Origin of the sequence: Pseudoalteromonas sp. SCSIO 43088, from assembly GCF_023650795.1 — a bacterium.
Lineage (GTDB): Bacteria > Pseudomonadota > Gammaproteobacteria > Enterobacterales > Alteromonadaceae > Pseudoalteromonas > Pseudoalteromonas shioyasakiensis.
Genome location: NZ_CP072675.1, coordinates 2252149 through 2272848, shown reverse-complemented (window position 1 = coordinate 2272848; position 20700 = coordinate 2252149). Strand labels below are relative to the sequence as shown.

15 protein-coding genes, 2 pseudogenes and 1 riboswitch are annotated in these 20700 nt (G+C 42.1%); of the genes and pseudogenes, 7 read left to right on the top strand and 10 right to left on the bottom strand.

What is annotated here, in order from left to right:
- Positions 1 to 15 precede the first annotated feature (15 nt).
- The 3 genes from carB (at position 16) to J8Z28_RS10490 (ending at position 4924) form a co-directional block, all read left to right on the top strand.
- A complete protein-coding gene (carB, locus tag J8Z28_RS10500) occupies positions 16 to 3234 on the top strand; it encodes a carbamoyl-phosphate synthase large subunit (RefSeq protein ID WP_055020806.1) in 3219 nt (1072 codons plus the stop codon).
- A gap of 51 nt (positions 3235 to 3285) precedes the next feature.
- Positions 3286 to 3762, top strand: a complete 477-nt coding sequence (greA, locus tag J8Z28_RS10495; protein WP_054561700.1) for a transcription elongation factor GreA — start codon at positions 3286 to 3288, stop codon at positions 3760 to 3762.
- 118 nt (positions 3763 to 3880) lie between these two features.
- Positions 3881 to 4924: a S66 family peptidase gene (locus J8Z28_RS10490; protein ID WP_054561699.1), complete on the top strand. Its 1044-nt coding sequence runs from the start codon at positions 3881 to 3883 to the stop codon at positions 4922 to 4924.
- A 36-nt stretch (positions 4925 to 4960) separates the two neighbouring features.
- On the opposite strand, the pseudogene J8Z28_RS10485 reads toward J8Z28_RS10490, so the two are convergent.
- Positions 4961 to 5338: pseudogene (locus J8Z28_RS10485) on the bottom strand (nitroreductase family protein); the annotation flags it as partial.
- Between the two features lie 106 nt (positions 5339 to 5444).
- On the opposite strand from J8Z28_RS10485, the gene J8Z28_RS10480 reads away from it, so the two are divergent.
- Positions 5445 to 6395, top strand: coding sequence for an IS30 family transposase (locus J8Z28_RS10480; RefSeq protein WP_250659387.1), 951 nt, complete (start codon positions 5445 to 5447; stop codon positions 6393 to 6395).
- 39 nt (positions 6396 to 6434) lie between these two features.
- Here J8Z28_RS10480 and J8Z28_RS10475 read toward each other — a convergent pair.
- Positions 6435 to 6710: pseudogene (locus J8Z28_RS10475) on the bottom strand (nitroreductase family protein); the annotation flags it as partial.
- A gap of 102 nt (positions 6711 to 6812) precedes the next feature.
- Between J8Z28_RS10475 and J8Z28_RS10470 the strand changes: the two are divergent.
- Together J8Z28_RS10470 and ribB are read left to right on the top strand one after the other, a co-directional pair.
- A complete protein-coding gene (locus J8Z28_RS10470) occupies positions 6813 to 7751 on the top strand; it encodes a LysR family transcriptional regulator (protein WP_054561698.1) in 939 nt (312 codons plus the stop codon).
- 47 nt (positions 7752 to 7798) lie between these two features.
- A riboswitch (FMN riboswitch) is annotated at positions 7799 to 7946 on the top strand.
- A gap of 106 nt (positions 7947 to 8052) precedes the next feature.
- Complete coding sequence (gene ribB / locus J8Z28_RS10465) at positions 8053 to 8706, top strand: 3,4-dihydroxy-2-butanone-4-phosphate synthase (protein ID WP_152966943.1); 654 nt, start codon at positions 8053 to 8055, stop codon at positions 8704 to 8706.
- A gap of 56 nt (positions 8707 to 8762) precedes the next feature.
- Here the strand turns inward: ribB and J8Z28_RS10460 are convergent, their stop codons facing one another.
- The 6 genes from J8Z28_RS10460 to J8Z28_RS10435 form a co-directional block, all read right to left on the bottom strand.
- Positions 8763 to 10205, bottom strand: coding sequence for a serine hydrolase (locus J8Z28_RS10460; RefSeq protein ID WP_250659386.1), 1443 nt, complete (start codon positions 10203 to 10205; stop codon positions 8763 to 8765).
- A gap of 22 nt (positions 10206 to 10227) precedes the next feature.
- Entirely contained in the window at positions 10228 to 10473 is a 246-nt protein-coding gene (locus J8Z28_RS10455; RefSeq protein WP_054561696.1) for a hypothetical protein, read from the bottom strand.
- Between the two features lie 100 nt (positions 10474 to 10573).
- Complete coding sequence (locus tag J8Z28_RS10450) at positions 10574 to 11437, bottom strand: D-Ala-D-Ala carboxypeptidase family metallohydrolase (RefSeq protein WP_054561695.1); 864 nt, start codon at positions 11435 to 11437, stop codon at positions 10574 to 10576.
- 8 nt (positions 11438 to 11445) lie between these two features.
- Entirely contained in the window at positions 11446 to 13062 is a 1617-nt protein-coding gene (locus J8Z28_RS10445; RefSeq protein WP_250659385.1) for a L,D-transpeptidase family protein, read from the bottom strand.
- Between the two features lie 157 nt (positions 13063 to 13219).
- Complete coding sequence (locus J8Z28_RS10440) at positions 13220 to 16372, bottom strand: efflux RND transporter permease subunit (RefSeq protein ID WP_055196784.1); 3153 nt, start codon at positions 16370 to 16372, stop codon at positions 13220 to 13222.
- Between the two features lie 3 nt (positions 16373 to 16375).
- Entirely contained in the window at positions 16376 to 17548 is a 1173-nt protein-coding gene (locus tag J8Z28_RS10435) for an efflux RND transporter periplasmic adaptor subunit (protein ID WP_250659384.1), read from the bottom strand.
- A 158-nt stretch (positions 17549 to 17706) separates the two neighbouring features.
- Here J8Z28_RS10435 and J8Z28_RS10430 point away from each other — a divergent pair, with 158 nt between their 5' ends.
- Positions 17707 to 17955: a YkgJ family cysteine cluster protein gene (locus J8Z28_RS10430; RefSeq protein WP_054562006.1), complete on the top strand. Its 249-nt coding sequence runs from the start codon at positions 17707 to 17709 to the stop codon at positions 17953 to 17955.
- A 167-nt stretch (positions 17956 to 18122) separates the two neighbouring features.
- Here J8Z28_RS10430 and J8Z28_RS10425 read toward each other — a convergent pair whose 3' ends face one another.
- Together J8Z28_RS10425 and J8Z28_RS10420 are read right to left on the bottom strand one after the other, a co-directional pair.
- Positions 18123 to 19961 (bottom strand): TonB-dependent receptor plug domain-containing protein, encoded by a 1839-nt coding sequence (locus tag J8Z28_RS10425; protein ID WP_055020815.1) that lies wholly within the window; start codon positions 19959 to 19961, stop codon positions 18123 to 18125.
- A gap of 163 nt (positions 19962 to 20124) precedes the next feature.
- Positions 20125 to 20679 (bottom strand): DUF4136 domain-containing protein, encoded by a 555-nt coding sequence (locus tag J8Z28_RS10420; protein ID WP_250659383.1) that lies wholly within the window; start codon positions 20677 to 20679, stop codon positions 20125 to 20127.
- Positions 20680 to 20700: the final 21 nt, after the last annotated feature.

Below are 20700 nucleotides of genomic sequence, written 5' to 3'. Positions count from 1 at the left end.
TTAACCGGAGTAACAATGCCAAAACGTACCGACATAAAAAGCATTCTTATCTTAGGCGCAGGCCCGATCGTAATCGGTCAAGCTTGTGAATTTGACTACTCTGGTGCACAAGCGTGTAAAGCACTACGAGAAGAAGGCTTTCGAGTAATTCTTGTAAACTCGAACCCTGCAACTATCATGACTGACCCTGAAATGGCGGATGCGACGTACATCGAGCCAATTCACTGGGAAGTGGTAGAGAAAATCATTGAAAAAGAAAAGCCAGATGCAGTACTGCCTACTATGGGTGGTCAAACAGCATTAAACTGTGCACTTGATTTAGATAAGCACGGCGTACTGGCAAAACACGGTGTTGAGTTAATCGGTGCAACTGCTGATGCAATCGATAAAGCTGAAAACCGTGAGCGTTTTGACGTAGCAATGAAGAACATTGGCCTTGAGTGTCCGCGTGCAGAAATCGCTCACTCAATGGAAGAAGCACACGATGTACTTAGCCGTATCGGTTTCCCATGTATCATTCGTCCATCATTCACTATGGGTGGTACCGGTGGTGGTGTTGCATATAACCAAGAAGAATTTGATGAAATTTGTGAGCGTGGTTTAGATTTATCACCAACAAATGAACTTTTAATCGATGAATCATTAATCGGTTGGAAAGAGTACGAAATGGAAGTTGTTCGTGACAAAAACGACAACTGTATCATCGTATGTTCTATCGAAAACTTTGACCCTATGGGTGTTCACACTGGTGACTCAATCACGGTTGCTCCTGCGCAAACACTAACTGATAAAGAATACCAAATCATGCGTAATGCATCGATGGCGGTACTTCGTGAAATCGGTGTTGAAACAGGTGGTTCAAACGTACAGTTTGGTGTGAATCCAGTTGATGGCCGTATGGTTATCATCGAGATGAACCCACGTGTATCGCGTTCTTCAGCACTAGCATCAAAAGCAACGGGTTTCCCAATTGCGAAAATCGCTGCAAAACTAGCAGTAGGTTACACCCTTGATGAGCTACAAAACGACATCACTGGCGGTAAAACACCAGCGTCTTTCGAGCCGTCAATTGACTACGTTGTTACTAAGATCCCACGTTTTAACTTCGAAAAATTCGCAGGTTCAAACGACCGTCTAACAACACAGATGAAATCTGTGGGTGAAGTGATGGCAATTGGTCGTAACCAACAAGAGTCACTGCATAAAGCATTACGTGGTCTTGAAGTAGGCGCAACGGGCTTTAACCCAATTGTTGCCCTTGATGATCCGAAAGCAAAAGAAAAAATCATCCGTGAATTACGTGAGCCAGGTGCTGAGCGTATTTGGTACGTTGCTGATGCAATGCGTCACGGTATGAGCGTAGAAGACGTATTCGAATTAACTAAGATTGACCCTTGGTACTTAGTACAAATCGAAGACATCTTAAAAGACGAAGCAACAATCAGCGAAGTAGGTATGGCTGGTTTAAATGCTGAGTTTTTACGCAAGCTTAAGCGTAAAGGTTTTGCTGATGCGCGTATCGCTGAAATTGCCGGTGTTTCTGAAGCAGAAATTCGTAAGAAGCGTCACCAGTTAGATATCGTGCCTGTATATAAGCGCGTTGATACGTGTGCTGCAGAGTTCAGCTCAGACACAGCTTACATGTACTCATCTTATGATGAAGAATGTGAAGCGAATCCATCTGAAAAAGATAAAATCATGGTAATCGGTGGTGGTCCTAACCGTATCGGTCAAGGTATCGAATTCGATTACTGTTGTGTTCACGCAGCATTAGCTTTACGTGAAGACGGCTATGAAACAATCATGGTTAACTGTAACCCTGAAACTGTTTCAACTGACTACGACACATCTGATCGTTTATTCTTCGAGCCAATCACGCTTGAAGATGTATTAGAAATCGTACGCGTTGAAAAGCCAAAAGGTGTTATCGTTCAGTACGGTGGTCAAACACCACTGAAACTTGCTCGTGAACTTGAAGCGAATGGTGTGCCAGTTATTGGTACTTCACCAGATGCTATCGACCGTGCAGAAGACCGTGAGCGTTTCCAACAGCTTGTTGAGCGTCTAGATCTTCTTCAACCAGAGAATGCAACGGTTACTTCTTTAGAAGAAGCGATTGTTAAGTCTGCTGAAATCGGCTTCCCACTTGTTGTACGTCCTTCATATGTATTAGGTGGTCGCGCAATGGAAGTAGTTTATGATGAAGACGATTTACGTCGTTACATGACAGAAGCAGTATCAGCGTCAAATGAAGCGCCAGTACTACTTGACCACTTCTTAGATAACGCAATCGAAGTTGACGTTGATGCTATCTGTGACGGTGAGCAAGTAATCATCGGTGGTATCATGGAGCACATTGAGCAAGCAGGTGTTCACTCAGGTGACTCAGCGTGTTCATTACCAGCTCACTCACTAACTGCTGAAGTACAAGACGTAATGCGTAAGCAAGTGACTGATATGGCACTAGAGCTTGGCGTAGTAGGTCTGATGAATACTCAGTTTGCTGTGAAAGACGGTAAAGTTTACTTAATCGAAGTAAACCCTCGTGCTGCGCGTACAGTACCGTTTGTTTCTAAAGCGACAGGTATTGCACTTGCTAAAGTTGCAGCACGTTGTATGGCGGGTCAGTCGCTAGCAAGCCAAGGTATTACAAAAGAAGTAATCCCTCCTTACTACAGCGTAAAAGAAGTGGTACTGCCATTTGCTAAGTTCCAAGGTGTTGACCCAATCCGTGGCCCAGAAATGCGCTCAACGGGTGAGGTAATGGGTGTTGGTGAAACTTTCGCCGAAGCATTCGCTAAAGCACAATTAGGTGCAAGCAACACTTTACCACGCGGTGGTCGCGCGTTACTATCGGTACGCAACAGTGACAAACCACGTATCGTTGAACTAGCTAAAACCATGACTGATCTTGGTTTCGAGTTAGATGCAACAGGTGGCACTGCAAAAGCACTTGAAGAAGCAGGCATTGCAGTTCGTCGCGTGAATAAAGTATACGAAGGTCGTCCTCATATTCTTGATAGAATTAAAAATGGTGAATACAGCTATATTGTAAACACTACTGAAGGCCGCCAAGCGATTGAAGATTCGAAGGTGTTACGTCGTGGTGCGTTACAGCATAAGACTAACTACACAACGACTCTGAACGCGGCATTTGCTAACTGTACTGCAAACCAAGCAGACGACCGTAGCAAGGTGACGTCAGTTCAGGAACTACATCAGCGAATGAACTAAGGAAATGTGCCAAGGGCGAGGCAATCGCCCTTGGGATTAAGTGAGAATAATATGCAATCAATTCCGATGACAGTTCGTGGTGCAGCATTACTGCGCGAAGAACTTAACGAATTAAAAACAGTTACCCGTCCAAAAATCGTTGCTGATATCGCTGAAGCACGTGAGCACGGTGATTTGAAAGAAAACGCTGAATACCATGCTGCTCGTGAGCAACAAGGTTTCTGCGAAGGCCGTATTCAAGAAATTGAAGCGAAGCTTTCAAATGTGCAAATCATTGATGTAACTAAAATGCCTAACACAGGTAAAGTTATTTTTGGCACAACGGTTACTATCGTTAATGTTGAAACCGATGCTGAAGTAAAATACCGAATCGTAGGCGATGACGAAGCAGATATCAAAAACAATCTGATCTCTGTTAACTCACCAATCGCGCGTGGTTTAATTGGTAAAGAGGTAGATGATGCCGTTATCATTAAAACGCCAAACGGTGAAGTAGAGTACGAAATCATTGAAGTTGAGTATATTTAGTAGCTTAACCAAGCATTGAGAAAAACCGCAGTTCATACTGCGGTTTTTTTATGCCTGTTTACAGGCGTGAATTTATTCGGTACGTTGGCTACAAGACAGTCGTAATGAAGGAGTAATAATGGCGAAAATTCAGTATCCTAAACCGCTTGAGCAAGGTGATAAAATAGCCATATGTGCTTTTTCATCTGGTGTTGATAAAGCCTTTTATGAGCGCTTAGACATAGTACTTAATGGCTTAACAGCCAAAGGTTTTACTGTTATTGAAGGTGCCTGCTTACGTCAGTCACACAACAGTGCAAAGCAACGTTCTGATGAGCTAATGCAGTATTTAACTGATGATTCAATCGCAGCCATCATGCCGCCATGGGGCGGTGATCTTACTATGGAAATTTTACCTCTTCTGGATTTCAATGCCATAAGTAAAGCAAGGCCTAAGTGGTTAGTTGGCTTTTCTGATATCAGCACGTTTGCATGTGCATTAACAACTCGTTGTGGCTGGGCAACTTTGCACGCTGCAAATTTAATGCAAATTCACCCTGACGATCCCGATGTTTATTTAGCAAATATATTCAGTGCCATGTCACTTGAAGAAAAACAGCAACTCCATCAAGTCGCGTCGCCATTTTATCAGCAAAAGCCAATTGATTATAAAACTAAGCCAGAGGCTCAATTTGACTATACCGCTCCTAGCCAATGGCGATGTATTAACTATAAAGATAAACGCCAAATTGAAGTGTCTGGGCGCTTAATTGGCGGTTGTTTAGATACGTTAGGTCTGTTGCTACCCTCAAATTACTATGCATTGCATGAGTTTAAAAAACAGTATGCACCAGAGGGGTTAATTTTATACCTAGAAAATGCAGAGCTTAGTCCGATGGCCCTTGCACGTTGTTTGTTATCGTTAAAGTTGAATGATGTTTTTACTGATGTAAATGCTGTGGTATTTGGCCGCAGCCCTGCAATTAATAACGACTGCTACTTCGATGAATACCAAGCAATAGAGCTCGCATTTAAAGGTAATTTATTCCCAGTTATCGTTGATGCCGACATTGGCCACGTAGCCCCAAATTTAGCACTAATAAATGGAGCTGTTGCCACAATAACAGCAGATTTGTGTGAAGGTATGGCGAGTAATGTGGTTGTGAAGACTGACCTAAAATAACAATTATGCAGGCAAAGCCTGCATAATCTTTAGGCTTTAAACTACAGTAATCACCGCATCTTTATCTAAACGCGATTTTGGTAATGCAGCATTATAATCTTGCTCTGGCTCGTGATAACCAATAGCGAGTGCCACTTCACATACATAACCATCTAACTCATCAGCGAATAGTTCACCGAGTAAGTCTTTATCGACACCTTCCATCGGTGTTGAATCTAAACCTAAACGAGCCACTGTGTGCATGGTATTACCTAATGCAATGTAGGTTTGAGCTTTAGTCCAAGCGGCGTTATCACCTTGCTCATCTGTATTTAAATCAACAAAGGCGAAGGCACCAAAAGCCTGCTCTTTGTTTTCAGCTTTTGTACGGCCATTAGCAATATCGGCATCAATTACTTTTTCATAATCAGCACGTCCCGAATTCAGATAATAAGTGCACCACTCATGGTTAAACGGTGAGAAGAGATCAACTGCCTGTTGGTGGTACTCTATCGTCGCCAAACAAACAGAAGTATTTACCATGAGTTACAAGCAGTTGATCGAAGGACAAAGATACCAGATAGAAGCCTACTTACGCGAGGGTTTTAGTTATCGTGAAATAGGCAAACGCCTGAAAGTCAGTCATAGCACTATCAGCCGAGAAGTCAGACGAAATAGGGTCCGGGAAAATCACTATCTACCCGAAGTCGCCCAGGCTAAGACACTCAAAAGGCGCGTTCAAGCCGCAAAGTCGTGTCTATCTAAGCAGACCATCACCTTTGTTGAGTTCGGATTAGAACAAAAGTGGAGTCCCGAGCAAATTGCAGGCGTGGGTCGAATTATTGGGCTTTCAGTGAGTCATGCGTGGATTTACGGCTATGTGCAACGGGATAAATTGAGCGGTGGCAAGTTGTTTAGGCACTTACGCCAAGGTCATCGACGATATCGCAAAGGTCGTCGTGCGAAGCGTGTCATTATCCCGAATCGGGTGGGCATTGAGCACCGTCCAGCGATTGTTGACAAGAAAAAGCGGTTTGGGGACTGGGAAGTCGATACCGTTCTCGGTAAGCAAGGGACAGGAGCCATAGTCAGCCTGGTTGAGCGCAAAAGTAAGCTGTATCTGATACGTAAAGTACCAGCAAAGTGCGCGGCTGATGTGAGCCGAGCTATGGTCGGCATGCTGTGGCGTTATCGCCGTCACGTTCATACCATAACGGCAGATAATGGGTGTGAATTCTGTGACCACGAACAGGTTGCAAAGAAACTGAAAACGGATATCTATTTCGCTAATCCATACTCATCATGGGAACGTGGATTAAATGAAAACTTTAACGGCTTGCTGCGCCAATACATACGCAAAGGCACTGACTTACGCACGGTAACAGACAAGCAAATTGCTGAGATTGAACGAGCGTTAAATGCCAGACCGAGAAAATGTCTGGGGTATAAACAGCCAGCAGTCGTATTCGAAGAATTACGCAAGGCGGCTTAATTTAGCGAGTGGTGCACTTCGGAGTTGAATTCGCGGTTTATAGCTTGGGTTATAAGCAAATAAAATGGTGTGTGATGCCGCTTTTGCATGAACTTGGTTAAACTGAAACTTATTTGCAAAACTATCATGCAGACGCTGTTTACCTTGCTCTGATTCAATTACCACAAATTTCCATGGTTGAGAATTAATAGACGATGGCGACAGGCGTAATGCTTCTAAAATTACAGCTAAGTCTGCTTGGCTAATTTGTTTTGAAGCGTCGTAACGTTTACTTGTATAACGGCGTTGTAAGTCTGAAATGATTGGGTGTGTCATGATTTGCTCCCGCATGTATAACAATTAGGTGCAGTTTACGCCTTGCATACCATACGATAAAGCGCATAATCGAATAAACATTATCAAAAATTTTTAGTTAATATGTTGGTTGAAGATCTCAAATTAATCCTTAAGGTTGCTGAGTTTCGTAGTATTACAACCGCAGCAGCCAAATTAGACATGCGAGCCGCTACCGCCAGCGCTGCTATTAAGCGTGTTGAAGCAGCGCTGGGTGCTGAGTTATTTGTTCGTACAACTCGTCATTTGCGGTTATCTGCGGCTGGGGAGCGCTTTTTACCTCAGTGTCAGCAAGCAGTGCTCATGCTAGACCAAGCCACACTTGCCTTAAAAGGTGAGCATGATGAAATTGATGGGGAGCTAAGAGTCGCATTATCTTCAGACTTAGGCCGCAACATCATTATCCCATGGTTAGATGAGTTACTTGATGAGTATCCAAAGCTGAGTATGCGCCCGCATATTAGCGATAGTAATGTCGACTTTTACCGAGACTCCGTTGATTTTGCACTTAGGTATGGCTCGCCATCCGACTCAAATTTATATGGCTTTAAAATTTGTAATGTTCCGCGGCTGTTATGTGCAACCCCAGAGTACATTGCTGAACATGGCGCGCCGACGCATCCAGATGAATTAAATCAGCATCAGGGTCTATTTTATCAACTACAAGATATCATCAATAATGTTTGGGAATTTACCGATGGAACCGAGCGTTTTAAAGTGAAAATGCAAGGCCGTCGAGCATCTAATGATGGTGATTTGGTAAGGCGTTGGTGTGTGGCTGGTAAAGGCCTAGCGGTTAAATCATGTATTGATATCAGTGATGATTTACTAAGTGGGCGGGTAGTGCCAGTGATGCAAAATTATCCTCACTTATGTGCAGAGCTTTGGCTAATATGCCCAAGTCGACAATCCATAACACCCGCGGTTCGTTTAGTGCGTGATATATGCCGAGAAAAAACCAAGGCGATACTCAATCAACTGATTGAAAAAGGCATATTAGATAAGCGGGTACTCGATAACTAATTATTTTAGGTATAGAATAGCTTAGCTTATTCATCTTATTGATTAAGCAACATTCTCAGGGCGGGGTGAAATTCCCCACCGGCGGTATACTTTAAATTTAAGTGAGCCCGCGAGCGCTTTAACTTTGGTTAAAGGTCAGCAGATCTGGTGAGAGGCCAGAGCCGACGGTGATAGTCCGGATGAAAGAGAATATAGTTAATCTATAAAACAGTAATTGGCTGCCTGCGGGTGGTCTTTTTTGCTGTGCCTTTCAATGTCCTGAATCTTTTCATATTTAATTTAATAGGTATTAAAAATGATGATTCAGTCTTCTTTACTCAGCCAATTTGGCGAACCACTTGAACGCGTTGAACGTGCCATTGCTGCTTTGCAGCAAGGTGAAGGCGTACTTGTGGTAGATGACGAAAACCGTGAAAACGAAGGTGATTTTGTGTACTCTGCACAGCACCTGACCACAGAGCAAATGGCCATGATGATCCGTGAAGGCAGCGGTATTGTGTGTCTTTGCATGGGCGATGAGCGTGTTAAACAGCTTGATTTACCACAAATGGTTGAGCATAACACCAGCCAGAACAAAACAGCGTATACAGTGACTATTGAAGCTAAAACGGGCGTGACAACCGGCGTTTCTGCGGCTGATCGTGTAACCACCATTAAAGCGGCAACAGCAGACAATGCAAAGCCTAAAGATTTATCTCGCCCAGGGCATGTGTTTGGACTGCGTGCACAAACGGGTGGTGTATTAGTGCGCCGTGGCCATACCGAGGCATCGGTTGATTTAATGCAGTTAGCGGGTTTAACACCGTTTGGTGTTATTTGCGAATTAACGAATCCAGATGGTTCAATGGCTCGCTTGCCTGAAGTTAGCAAGTTTGCCTGTGAGCACAATATGCCCGTTGTATCGATTGAAGATTTAGTTGCTTATATCCAAGCAACGCAAAAACAGGCTTGTTAAAAGCTTTATGCTTTGAGCTGTAAGTCAAAAAGTGAGGCCACTTTTGTGGCCTATATTTATTGTAATTTCTCAATCGCTTGTTTAGCACTTTCACTGTCAGGATTAAGTTTTAACGCACTTTTGTAACTTGCTAATGCTTTTTGTTTATCACCTGCTGCTAAATATGCTTCACCTAAACTGTCAAATGTATTTGCTGATTCTGGATAAGATTGATTATTGAGTTCAAACACCGTGATTGCGGCGCCTAGCTCATCCATTTGCATTAATTCATAGCCAAAGTAGTTTAGCGACCTTTCTCTAGGCGTATTACCCTCACTCACCATTTGCTGATAGCTATTCTTTAGTCCTGCAATACCTTCACGTTTAAATACGTTATAAAGTTTACTATCTACATGCTCTGTCGCTTTTTCGTAGGGTTTGCCATAGTAGATTGCAAGTAAGCCATTAGTCATGGGTGTGAGTGGCGCACCACCGGTGTTATTTAAAATAATAACCAGTAATTTGTCTTCGATTACTCTACTTATAAATGCATTAAAACCATTGATGCCACCGCCATGTTGAATACGGGTTAGCGGTTTTCCGTAGGTGCTTTTATCAAGGTTTGTAACTTCCCAACCAAGCGCATAATTTCTTTGCTCAGAAACTTGATACATCTGTTTCTTATACTCTTTGTTCAATAACTTATCCGTGTAGAGAGCTTGATCCCATTTTAGTAAATCCCGTGCTGTTGAGTACATTGATCCTGCTGCATATGGGATAGACATATCTAAATAATCAGTATTGCTATAACCTCCTAGGCCATTGTCGTAACCCGATACGCGAAATTTAATGATTTTTTTGTGAGAATCATAGCCTGTATCCTTCATATCGAGTGGATCTAAAATATTCTTCTGTAATACATCTTGATATTTTTGACCTGTTACCTTTTCGATTACCGCACCCAAAATAAAATAGCCAGAGTTGCTATAACGAAATTCAGTGCCAGGCTCGAACACGAGATCATCACTACATAGCAAGCGAATAAATTCATCAACACTGTAAGGGTTTCGGCTGTACTCATCACGAAAAGATTTTGCCTGAGTATAATTTCCAAGACCAGAGGTGTGATTAAGTATTTGGCGAAGGGTAATTTTAGTGGCTATATCTTTTCTGTAATCAGGGAGGTATGTTGCAAGGTGATCATCGAGTTTAAGTTTTCCATCTTGTGCCAATTGCAGAATTAACATGGCGGTAAATTGTTTGGTAATTGAACCAATTCTAAATTTACTTTTATTACTATGTCTTATATCCCATTCAAAGTTGGCATAGCCAAAGCTTTGTTCAAACAGTACTTTTCCATCCTTAGCAACTAATACATTGCCATTAAACTGCTTAAAGTTATGAAAGCCACTAATAAAGTCAGCCATCTCTGCTTGCATGTTTTGGCTATGTGCGAGGCTTGAAATTGCCAGTAAATAAAAAACTACGAGCAACTTTAATTTCTTGAAGAGTATGTTCATTGCTGTCCTTGTTATTTGTTGGTTACATTAGTCGGTGTAAAACCTCATTGCGCATGGCTTGGTTGATAAGGCTTACCATTCTGGTGTGATCTAAATTACTGTAATGCACTATGGATACACTCTTATTTTGAAGTGCTTGCCAATAATCAGCAGGGCTTATAGGGTCTGCGTTACTAACATAGAGTGTGGTTCTATTAGCTGATTGTTTGTCGTTCAGTAGGGCGATTAAATCAAGTTGTGTTTCATCAATACCACTGCCTTTAATCACGCTTTTACTGAGATTTTTTCACTACACACAACAACTTACCAATCAAGCAGTAATAATGCAATTGGATAATATTTATTCAAGGGTTATATGAAGCTTGCAATTACCACCTAGCGGTAAATCCACGGTTATCTATGTGAACAAAACCACCGTGGTGGGAGGCGGGTTTATAACGGCCAATACCGCCATTATAGCGGCTCTGTTTTTGGAACTTTTCAAACACTTTATAAAGCACATCAACATCAGCAACCGTTAGTTTGCCATCGCCGTTTAAATCGTCCATTCGGCCATCACCATTTTCGTCTATATATAGGTCAAAGGCATCGCCGTATTGGTGTCGGCTGTGTTTGCCATTACCAATTGAGCGATTGTAATGGGGTGTTCTATAGCCGCTGATAAAGGCAAATTTACTGACTTTAATCCCTTCATTTTGTACAAACCTGAGCAGATCTTCGAGCATCATCAAGCCATCGTTGTTGACATAAAGATACTTTGGAAAGCCACTCAATTGCTTGCAAATTACATTTTTAACTTGCACATGAGGAGTCAGCTGGCGTGATAAGTCTTTCTCAAAAATTTCTATAAACCCGTTTGGCGCACTGTATTGTGTATAGCCTTTATAAGGGGCAGGGTAGAGGCCTATTTGATAATTATTCAATTGCTTATTGTTAGCATTGAATGGTTTTTTCACTATAACGAGTAAGCGTTTGCTCGTTTTGTTGTTACTCAGTACTAGGCTATAAAACCCTGCATTTTCTGGGGCATAAACGGCAATGCTATTTGGCCCTAATCGCTCAGTCTCAACATCTGATACTGCAGTTGGAGCAAAATCAGCCGTGTTATCAAGTGTTAGAACTTGTTTTGCATCAAGTACAAGGCTGTGCAGCGAATCAGTTAATTCAATGGCAGCAACAGAGCATGTAGTTAACGCTAAGCACACACTAAAAATAATACGGCTGAAATACATAGTGACCTCTAAATTGTATTGTTTGCTAATGGTGTGGTGAGTGCTTTTAATAACGCGCCATCGCGATTATAAACGTCGGTATAAAATTGTAGGCCTTCGTCGTTACCCGCAACGGTCCAATACATTAAAAGTACGTCTAGCGGTTTTGATAAGCTGACTTTTTTAGTTTCTTTTGAAGCAATGGCGTCATCAATTTCACTACGGCTCCAATTATCCGAGGTTTCTAATATTTTCTCAGCTAAGGTGAATGGGTCATCAACTCTTACACAGCCGTGGCTAAATGCACGTTGGTCTTGCTGGAATAAACTTTTTGCAGGGGTATCGTGCAAATAGATTGAGTATTTATTTGGGAACATAAACTTGATTTGCCCTAATGAATTATTCTCTGAAGGCTGTTGTACAAACCAATATGGGAAGTTTTTGCGGCTAGCATTCGGCCAATCAATACTCTCGCTATCAACTGGGTTACGGCGACTATCAACCACAACAAAGTCTTTCTCGTTTAAGTAGTTTGGGTTTTCTTTCATTTTTTTAATGATGCCACCTGAAATACTCCGCGGTACTGTCCACGTTGGATTCATCACGATATAGCTCATTTGCCCTTTAAATATTGGGGTTTTGGTGTAGTTTCTGCCTACAACTACGTTGGTTTGCCATTTCAATTTGTTGTCTTCAAACAAATACAGCAAATAGCCTGCGATATTTACCACTAAGAAGCGATCTGTTAGCGTGTTATCAACCCAACGAATGCGCTCTAGGTTTACTAAAATATCATTAACATACTCACTGTAATCTTTGTTGAGTAGTTTTAACGTTGCATTGCCAATCACACCATCATCAGCAACTTGATGAGCATTTTGAAAGCGTTTAACTGCTGCGACTAGCTCATCGTTATAATCAGTGGCATCACTGTTACTGCCGTCAAAATACTTTAGTCGTTTTAACTTTTGTCTTAAAAGCGGCACTGCTGGGTCTGATTGCCCCGGTTTTAATACTTTATTTTGCAGTGCGAAGTCAGGTAACTCGCCAGTGGCATCAAGCTCTCGATAAAACACGAGGGCGTCTTTTAAGCGCTTATAATGAGGTAAAACAGGCTTGAGGTTTTCAAGTCCCTTATCAAGGCTTTTGGATTTTACATGTTTAAGTAATGAGGCCGCTGCAGCATCTGGGCTGACATCAAACTGTTCATAGTTCCATGTGGCTGCTAGTTGTTTAGGGTTTACTTTTCCGCGAATTAAGTGTTTTGCATAGGTCATGACTGCATCTGTCATTAGTACATCAAACTGGGCTTCTACGGCATCCGCTCCGCGTTTATCTATTTCGCTGGCCAGCGCCATTAATGTATCAAAGTGATAGTCGTTAGGAGATAGCCCTTCAAGTTCTGCTTGCGCAATTAAGTTGAGCGCTTGCTTGGCATATTTTACGTTGTCCCACACTCGTTCAAAACTATTTGCTTTATAAGTAGCAACGGTCATTTCTGGGGAGTGGATTTGTTGTCCTTCTATACTGTGAGACTCACCAATCAGAATAGGCTCAAGCTGTTGTTGTAAGTATTGGTTTTCGGCCAGCACAGGCATACAAATGGATAAACAACTAACCAAAGCTGTGTAGCGTAGAATTTTCATAGCTATGTCCTTATAACGTATTTAGTAATTTGATGAATTGTTTCTTTTTTGCTCATTTAAGCTTAGCAAAACAATACGATTTATAGGAACATCTTTTTAAATAAAAAACGCTTGGCAAATTTATTGCCAAGCGTTCGGTTGGGATTTTGAGAGGGGTTTAATTACTGGTTGTTTGTAATTTTGCTTCTGGCTCTGCTTTTTTACCTCTTAGCTTGCCAATTAAGCGTTTAAAGTCTTCTAAGGCGACGTACTGGCAAGGGATTAAAATAAGCGTAATGACCGTTGCAAATAACACCCCGAATGCTAGAGATACAGCCATTGGGATAACGATTTTTGCTTGTAAGCTTGTTTCCATAATGATTGGTAATACACCAATAAAGGTCGTTATTGAGGTCAGTAATATTGCTCTAAAACGACGCGCACCGGCTTGCATTACAGCCTCTTTGATTGCTATACCTTCAGCGCGAGCTTTATTGACAAAGTCGACCATCACTAGCGAGTCGTTTACGACCACACCTGCAACCGCGATAATACCAAATACTGACAAGCTGCTCATTGTCATACCTAAAATCATATGACCGAACATTGCACCAATGACACCAAATGGAATAACCGACATGATGATAAATGGCTGTGAGTACGAACGTAGTGGAATAGCAAGTAACGCAAAGATAATCATCATTGATAAAGCAAAATCACGTACTTGTTCTGCCACACTGTCCATTTCTTCTTGAATACGACCTGCCACATTACTTTCTACACCAGGGTAGCTTTTCAGTAGGCTAGGTAAGTATTCGTCACGAATTTCTTTTGCAATGGCAAATGGTTCAGCTTGGTCTGTGTTAACCGCAGCCCAAACGTTTACAGTACGTTTAGCGTTTTCACGACGAATACGGTTTACACCATCCACAATGTTGACTTTAGCAACTTCAGCAAGCGGTACTTCAACACCCGTTGGTGTAATGATACGTGCATCTGTGATGTCACTTACTGCGTTTCGCGATTCACGAGGGTAGCGGATCATCACTTTAATCTCTTCACCGTCACGTAAAATACGTTGTGCTTCTAAACCGTAGTAGCTAAAGCTAACTTGTGATGCCACATCTGAAAGGGTTAACCCTAAGCTGTAAGCAAGCGGTTTAAGTTCAAGTTGAACCTCGTCAGTTGCAGATTGGAGCGAGTCATTTACATCACCTACGCCTTGCATGCTATTTAGCTTTTCTTTTAACTTTGCAGCCACTTCTTTGAGCTTATTGATATCTTTGCCTTCTAAGCGAAAGCTAACATCACCGTCATCACGGCCGCCATTCATGATACTGTCTTCAATATTCAGCGTTTTCACACCTGGCAGTGGTGGCATTTGTTCGCGCCACATTGCACTTAACTGGAAAGTATCAATAGGGCGTAAGTCCGGTTCGACCAAAATCGCCATAATGCGTGCACTTGTACGACCACGTAAACTAACCGATAAGTCGCGGATCATCGCTTGACCATATTGCTCTTCAAGTTGTTTATCGACATCTAAAATCAGCTTTTCAATGGTTTGCGCTGTCTCAAGGGTTGCTTGCTCAGAAGAAGATAAATTCATTTCAACTGAGATACGCGGGAAATCATGTGGAATTTTAGGATTCGCAACAAATTTCACTAAGCCACCAGCGAACATACCGCCACTAACAATAAGCACACAGATAAAGCCAACAATCACGGTGTAACGGTAATGAATACAGCGACCAATAAATGGTGTGTAGTAATTATCAACAAAGTTCTTTAAGCCATTATCCATACCTATACGTAAGCGGTGTAATGGATTTTTAGGGTTCGCAGGTTTATTTTTCATGGCTGCTAAGTGAGCCGGTAAAATTAGTTTTGACTCAATTAATGAAAAAATTAAACATAGGATAATTACACCACCAATGGCTTTAGAAAACGCAGAGCCAGGTCCTGATGCCAATGTTTGTGGTAAGAATGCGGCAATTGTGGTTAACACCCCAAAGGTTGCAGGAATAGCAACGCGTTTTACGCCGCGCACTACGTTATCTAGGCTGTGACCGTGTTTTTCAATTTCAGCACTGGCAGACTCACCGACGACGATAGCATCATCAACGACTATCCCGAGCACCAGTATAAATGCGAATAAAGAAGCTAAGTTAACAGTGATATCAATAAAGCCCAGTGGCATCATTAAAAATGCACCTAGGAATGACACAGGTAAGCCCATCATTACCCAAAACGCTAAGCGTAGTGGTAAAAATAGCGCCAGTACCACCATCACTAAAATACCACCCCAAATCATGTTGTCGATCATCATGTTTAGACGACCTTCAAGGTAGTAAGTTAAATCAACAATCGGTGATAGCTTTACGCCTGCTGGTAACTGTGGTGCTTTATCTGCTAGATATTTTTTTAATACCGCAGCAACTTTAGTGATGTCTTGATCTTTCGACGCATTTACTTCAAAAGTTAGTGAGTTTTTACCGTTGTACTTAGAGTATTGTAAGCCTTCTTCAAAGCCGTCATTAATTGTTGCTACATCACCTAAGAAAACTTGTGCACCATCTGGTAAGTGTAATAAAGGCAGATTTTCGAACTCTTTACCACGATACGCTTGATTTTCAACACGCATCGAAATGTAGCCATTTTCAGAGCGAATTTGACCTGCAGACATATTGGCAGAAAAGCTGCGAACGGCTGTGGCAATATCACGGAAAGTTAAACCATACTCACGTAGTTTATCTGGGCTGATTTCAATGCCAATTTCGTAGTTTAAGCCACTGTAAAAGTTGACCAAGTTAATTTGTGGTAAAGCTTGTAGCTCATCTTTTATGTCGTTACCAAGTTCTTTGAGCTGGTAGTTACTCATATCGCCATACAGCGCGAGTATCATCACTTCTTGCTCAAACTTTTCACGGCGAACAATTGGGCGTTCCATCTCTGCAGGGAAGGTATTGATTGAATCAACCTGCATCTTGATTTCATCGAGTACTTCTTGTGGATCGTACTTTTCTTCGATTTCTATCCAAGCTTGTGAAAAACCACGGTTCGAATAGGTAATTAAACGTTTAATGCCTTCGAGACCTTCTAATGACTCTTCGACCTTAATGGTGATGCCTTCTTCTACCTCTTGCGGCGCAGCCCCCGGATAAACAGCTTGAATACTGATCCAGTTACTTTCAAATTGTGGGAACATTTGCTTACGCACCGACATTGCAGTCAATAAGCCTCCCACTAAAATGAAAATCATAAGTAAGTTTGCTGCTACTGGGTTGCGAGCAAACCAGGCAATAAGCCCTTTTTCTCTGTGCGTGGTCATGGCTTATTCCTCTTTTAACGCTAACTGCGTTGTTGGCACACTCAGTTTTGCGTCATCTAGCTTGACCGCCATGCCTTCAGTTGGGTATTCAAGTGCCGAGGTAATAAGTTGCTCACCATTAGCAAGGCCATTATCGGCGATCACCATGCCATTTTGTTCGCGAACGATGTTAAGTGTTTTAAAGGTAAGCGTTTCGCCATCTTGTAAAACAGCGACTTTTTTGTCTTTAACTAAATGGTGTGGAACAACAATCGCATTGTCCAGCGCTCGACCTTCGATAGTGGCATTAATGTATGAGCCAAAACGTAATGGCTGCTTTTGCTCATAAGGCGTTGCTACTTGGGCTACTAAGTAATTCATGCGGCTACGTTGGTCTACAACTCCTTCGCTACGTACGATAGTTGCTTGCCAGGTTGTTTGTTTACCTGCAAATTCAGCGTTAATTGATACGCTTGCACCAATTCCTTGGTTATTTAGGTATTGCAGATCTTTATCTGCCACAGGTAAACGAATTTCAGCCAATGACGTTGAGCTCAGACTACCAAAGCTGTTACCTGGGTTTACTACACTACCTAAACTAATTAGACGCTCGTCTATAATCGCATCGTATGGTGCTTTAATATATGTACGTTCAAGATTACGTTTAGCTCGTTTTACACTCGCTTGCGCTGCACGGTAACTTGCAAGTTTTTCAGCAAGTTGTGGTTTACGTAAATAAAGCTCAGATGGAATAACTTGGTTTGAGTCACCTTTGATGCGGTCCCACTCAGCTTGCGCAACTGACACCTGTGCACGTTCAATCTCGAGTGCAGAGCTTGCTTGTGCCAAACCGGCTTCAGCTTCAATGAGTGCCGCTTCGTAATCATTTGGGTCAATACGTGCTAGAATGTCGCCTTGCTTAACAAATCCACCTTGTACAAATTGATCTGATAACGACACAACCTGACCACTCACTTGCGCAACAAGCTCAGTTTGGTGTTTAGGTTTAACAATACCGTATGATTTTACATCAAGAGTAATGGCGTCAAAGCTTAACGGTTTAATTGATACAAGCGGGCGCAGATCTTGTTCTGGTTTTTCGACTGGCGGTTGCTTCATAGAGGCAAATGCGAATGCCATTCCAAGTCCGCCGACTAATACGGCGATAGGGAGAATGATTTGTTTTTTACTAGCCACGGGATAGTCCCTCACGGTTGACGGTAATTAAAAATAAATTTGATAGGCTAAGCATACGCAATAAAGTGTTTACAAGGCGTTTGAAGATGTAACAAACCATTACACATATTACAAAGGCGCTACAAAGGTTCTATAAGAGGTACTCATTGACAGATAAAATGGCATGTAGATTAGGCTGTGGCGCCTGTTGTATTGCACCCAGTATTAGCTCACCGATCCCAGGAATGCCAAACGGGAAAGCCGCGGGAGAGCGCTGTATTCAACTTGATGATAATAACCTATGTAAATTATTTGGTGATGAATCAAGGCCTAAGGTGTGTAGTGACTTTTCTGCCACGATTGATGTGTGTGGCACGACAAATGAGCAAGCATTGTATTTAATTACCGAGCTTGAGCAGATGACTTAAAAAGATTAAACCTTTAACACTTTTTAACGGTTGCTGGGATCAGTTGTGTTTTATAGCTTAAGTTTTCTTTATGGCGTTTAATATAATTTTGGTTATGGTTTGATAGATACCTCGGAAAGTAACGTGACACAACAATGCCAGTCAAGTGACTGGCATTATTGTTTTACTTACCACGTATAGGTAGCGCTAAGCGTATATTGTTCGCCGCGGCCTGGGGTACCCGGTACTTCTTCGAAAGATTCATCCCAAATGTTGTCAGCTGCAAAGGTAACAAACACATTATCAAGCTGAGCTGGGGTGAATTTTAGCGTTAACTGCGTGAAGAAGGCTTCATCATCAGAGTTACGTAAGCGGTTACTATGTTGCTTACGCCATTCGTTATCGATACGCAGCTCAAGCACATCCATTGGTTGCCATATTGCACCCAGTGTTACACGGTGATCAGGGTAGTTAAGCGCATAAAAGCTCGCATCAATATCTGCCGTGCCATAGTCTTCTGATTTTTCTAAATAGGTATAGCTGGCAATTAACTCAGTGCTTTCGAACGTTTTATTCGCTAAAAACTCAACGCCTAAGGTGTCTATATCAACCGGGTTTGCAAAACGTGCAGAGGTTGCATCAAAGCGATATGTCCAATCCGTAAGGTTTTTATCTTTACGGTAGAAAATAGCTGAATCTAAACGCCATGAAGACTGTTCAATCAGTAAACCTAATTCAAGGTTATCGGTGGTTTCGCGCTCAAGGCTGTAGTTACTTCTGAATAATCCGCCCGTTTCACTGCCGCCGATGGCGGTATAACCGGGAACTTGTGATGCTTCTGCGTATGACGCATACCAAGTATGTTCACTGCCATTTTGATTAGCTACTTTAAGGCTGGCATCGGCAATAAATGAGGTATCTGAGCTATCACGGTCCGTATCATCAAATGCAGCACCAACACGTAAAGTAAGCTCTTTGTTCGCTGTAAGAGCTGTCTTGTACTCAGGCAAGATACTTAGCTTGGTGTAATTGCGTGATGTAAAGTTGTTTTCAAGAGACGTTGATTCAATTTCATCAGCAATAAATTGGCCAGCATAATTAATTGCATAGTGGTCATTTAAACGGTGGCGTCCAGAGAGTGCCAATGACTTAACCGTGGTTTCGTGAAACGCTTCAAAAATAGCTGGGTTTTCACGAGACAAAACGTAATGGTCGTTATGTTTACGATAATAACCAGTCACTTCAAGGCTATTGCTCTTACCATACATTTGCTTGTGATTGAGCATGAAAAGCTTGGTTTCAAGATCTTCTGTTTCGTTAAAGTTAAATGGCGTATAAAGGTTTGGCCAACCAAAAAACTTCTCTTGGCGTCCGAACATTAAATCAGTTTGTGAGGTAGAGCTTGCGAGTTGAATACGCGCTGAGGCACGTTCGAAGTCGTGGTCGCCATTATCAATTGAGCCATCACTTTTTGAGTGAGAGTATTCCCCTTCAAAACCTAATCGCCAATCAGGTTTGCTATCAAGCTTTTGGCTATGGGCAGCATGAATGCTTTGTAAATTAAAGCCATTCGTACCTGTGCCAAGAGAAACGCTGCCAGTACTTGTGATAGGGCGCCAGCCAAATGAAACCGTACCAACCGAGCTATTCATACCATAAAGGGCATTATCAGCACCTGTAAGCACTGAGGGGCCTGTTAGCATCTGCGGCGCAATTGGAATTTCAGCAAAGTAGTGACCAGATTGAGGGTCAAATAATGTACTGCTACCAACACGAAAGCCAGTATTTTCGAAAATACCACCACGAATGGTTACATCAGCTTGTGCTTCAGCCATATTGCGCGATTGCAAATCGACACGCGGGTCATATTCTAAGTTTGATACTGGCGCATCAAAAGTACCTACAGGTTCTTTATTTGCGGTTGCTGAAACTTCAACGGTGATTTGTTCAATATTGTTGGTGTCTTCTGCTAGCACTGAGCAAGTGACGAATAATGCGGGAAGTGTAAGCTGTACTGCGCGTACCATCTAAAACTCTCTTGATTTTGTTTAATCTGGGGTAGTGGGCTAGTTAGGCGCACTGAAAATTGCGGGTATTGTATCTGAATCACTGAGTTATACCACTCCAACCAGATTTAAACAGGCAATAAAAAACCGCGCTAATTGCGCGGTCTTTTAACTAAAACAGTGTTTAGTTTTGATTAATTGATTGCGGTGGGAAGTTACTTAGAATGTTAGCAACAGTCTCTTTGATAACTTCAGTGCGCTTTTCAGGTGATTGGTTCTTTTGCAAACGACCTTCTTTAGCACCACGCCAAACTAATTGGTTAGAAGCACGGTCTACCACGTCTAGAATTAACGTACCCACTTCATATTCGCGAGTGGTTGTTTGCGTGTTATAACCCATACCCCAGTAATTCCAGCGTGCGCCGTAACCTACGTTGAAGGTATCTACATCAATTTTAGTATCAACAGAGGCATGATAGTTAATCAGTACATCTGCTTGTTCTAAATCAACTAGCTTCATACCGCTTTTTTCAAGTTCAGCATTTACAGCGTCACGAACACGTTTTTCCATTAAAGGGCTAATTTGGTAGTTCGCTACGTTTTTAGTCAAGCTGGCATTAGGTACCCAAGAGAAGGTTTTATAATTACTAAAATCTGCTGATTTGTCGTAATCCCAATCAGGCGTTTTAGCACAAGCCGCTAAAAATAATACAGCCGTCGCGATTAATAAGTTCTTCATATTGTTTGCTCCTTGGCAAAA

Coding starts and splice junctions, on each gene's coding strand:
- carB (WP_055020806.1), top strand. CDS start 16: ATGCCAAAACGTACCGACATAAAAAGCATTCTTATCTTAGGCGCAGGC.
- J8Z28_RS10460 (WP_250659386.1), bottom strand. CDS start 10,205: ATGAACATACTCTTCAAGAAATTAAAGTTGCTCGTAGTTTTTTATTTA.
- J8Z28_RS10470 (WP_054561698.1), top strand. CDS start 6,813: ATGTTGGTTGAAGATCTCAAATTAATCCTTAAGGTTGCTGAGTTTCGT.
- J8Z28_RS10425 (WP_055020815.1), bottom strand. CDS start 19,961: ATGGTACGCGCAGTACAGCTTACACTTCCCGCATTATTCGTCACTTGC.
- J8Z28_RS10450 (WP_054561695.1), bottom strand. CDS start 11,437: ATGTATTTCAGCCGTATTATTTTTAGTGTGTGCTTAGCGTTAACTACA.
- J8Z28_RS10490 (WP_054561699.1), top strand. CDS start 3,881: ATGGCGAAAATTCAGTATCCTAAACCGCTTGAGCAAGGTGATAAAATA.
- J8Z28_RS10440 (WP_055196784.1), bottom strand. CDS start 16,372: ATGACCACGCACAGAGAAAAAGGGCTTATTGCCTGGTTTGCTCGCAAC.
- J8Z28_RS10445 (WP_250659385.1), bottom strand. CDS start 13,062: ATGAAAATTCTACGCTACACAGCTTTGGTTAGTTGTTTATCCATTTGT.
- greA (WP_054561700.1), top strand. CDS start 3,286: ATGCAATCAATTCCGATGACAGTTCGTGGTGCAGCATTACTGCGCGAA.
- J8Z28_RS10480 (WP_250659387.1), top strand. CDS start 5,445: ATGAGTTACAAGCAGTTGATCGAAGGACAAAGATACCAGATAGAAGCC.
- J8Z28_RS10420 (WP_250659383.1), bottom strand. CDS start 20,679: ATGAAGAACTTATTAATCGCGACGGCTGTATTATTTTTAGCGGCTTGT.
- J8Z28_RS10430 (WP_054562006.1), top strand. CDS start 17,707: ATGGCATGTAGATTAGGCTGTGGCGCCTGTTGTATTGCACCCAGTATT.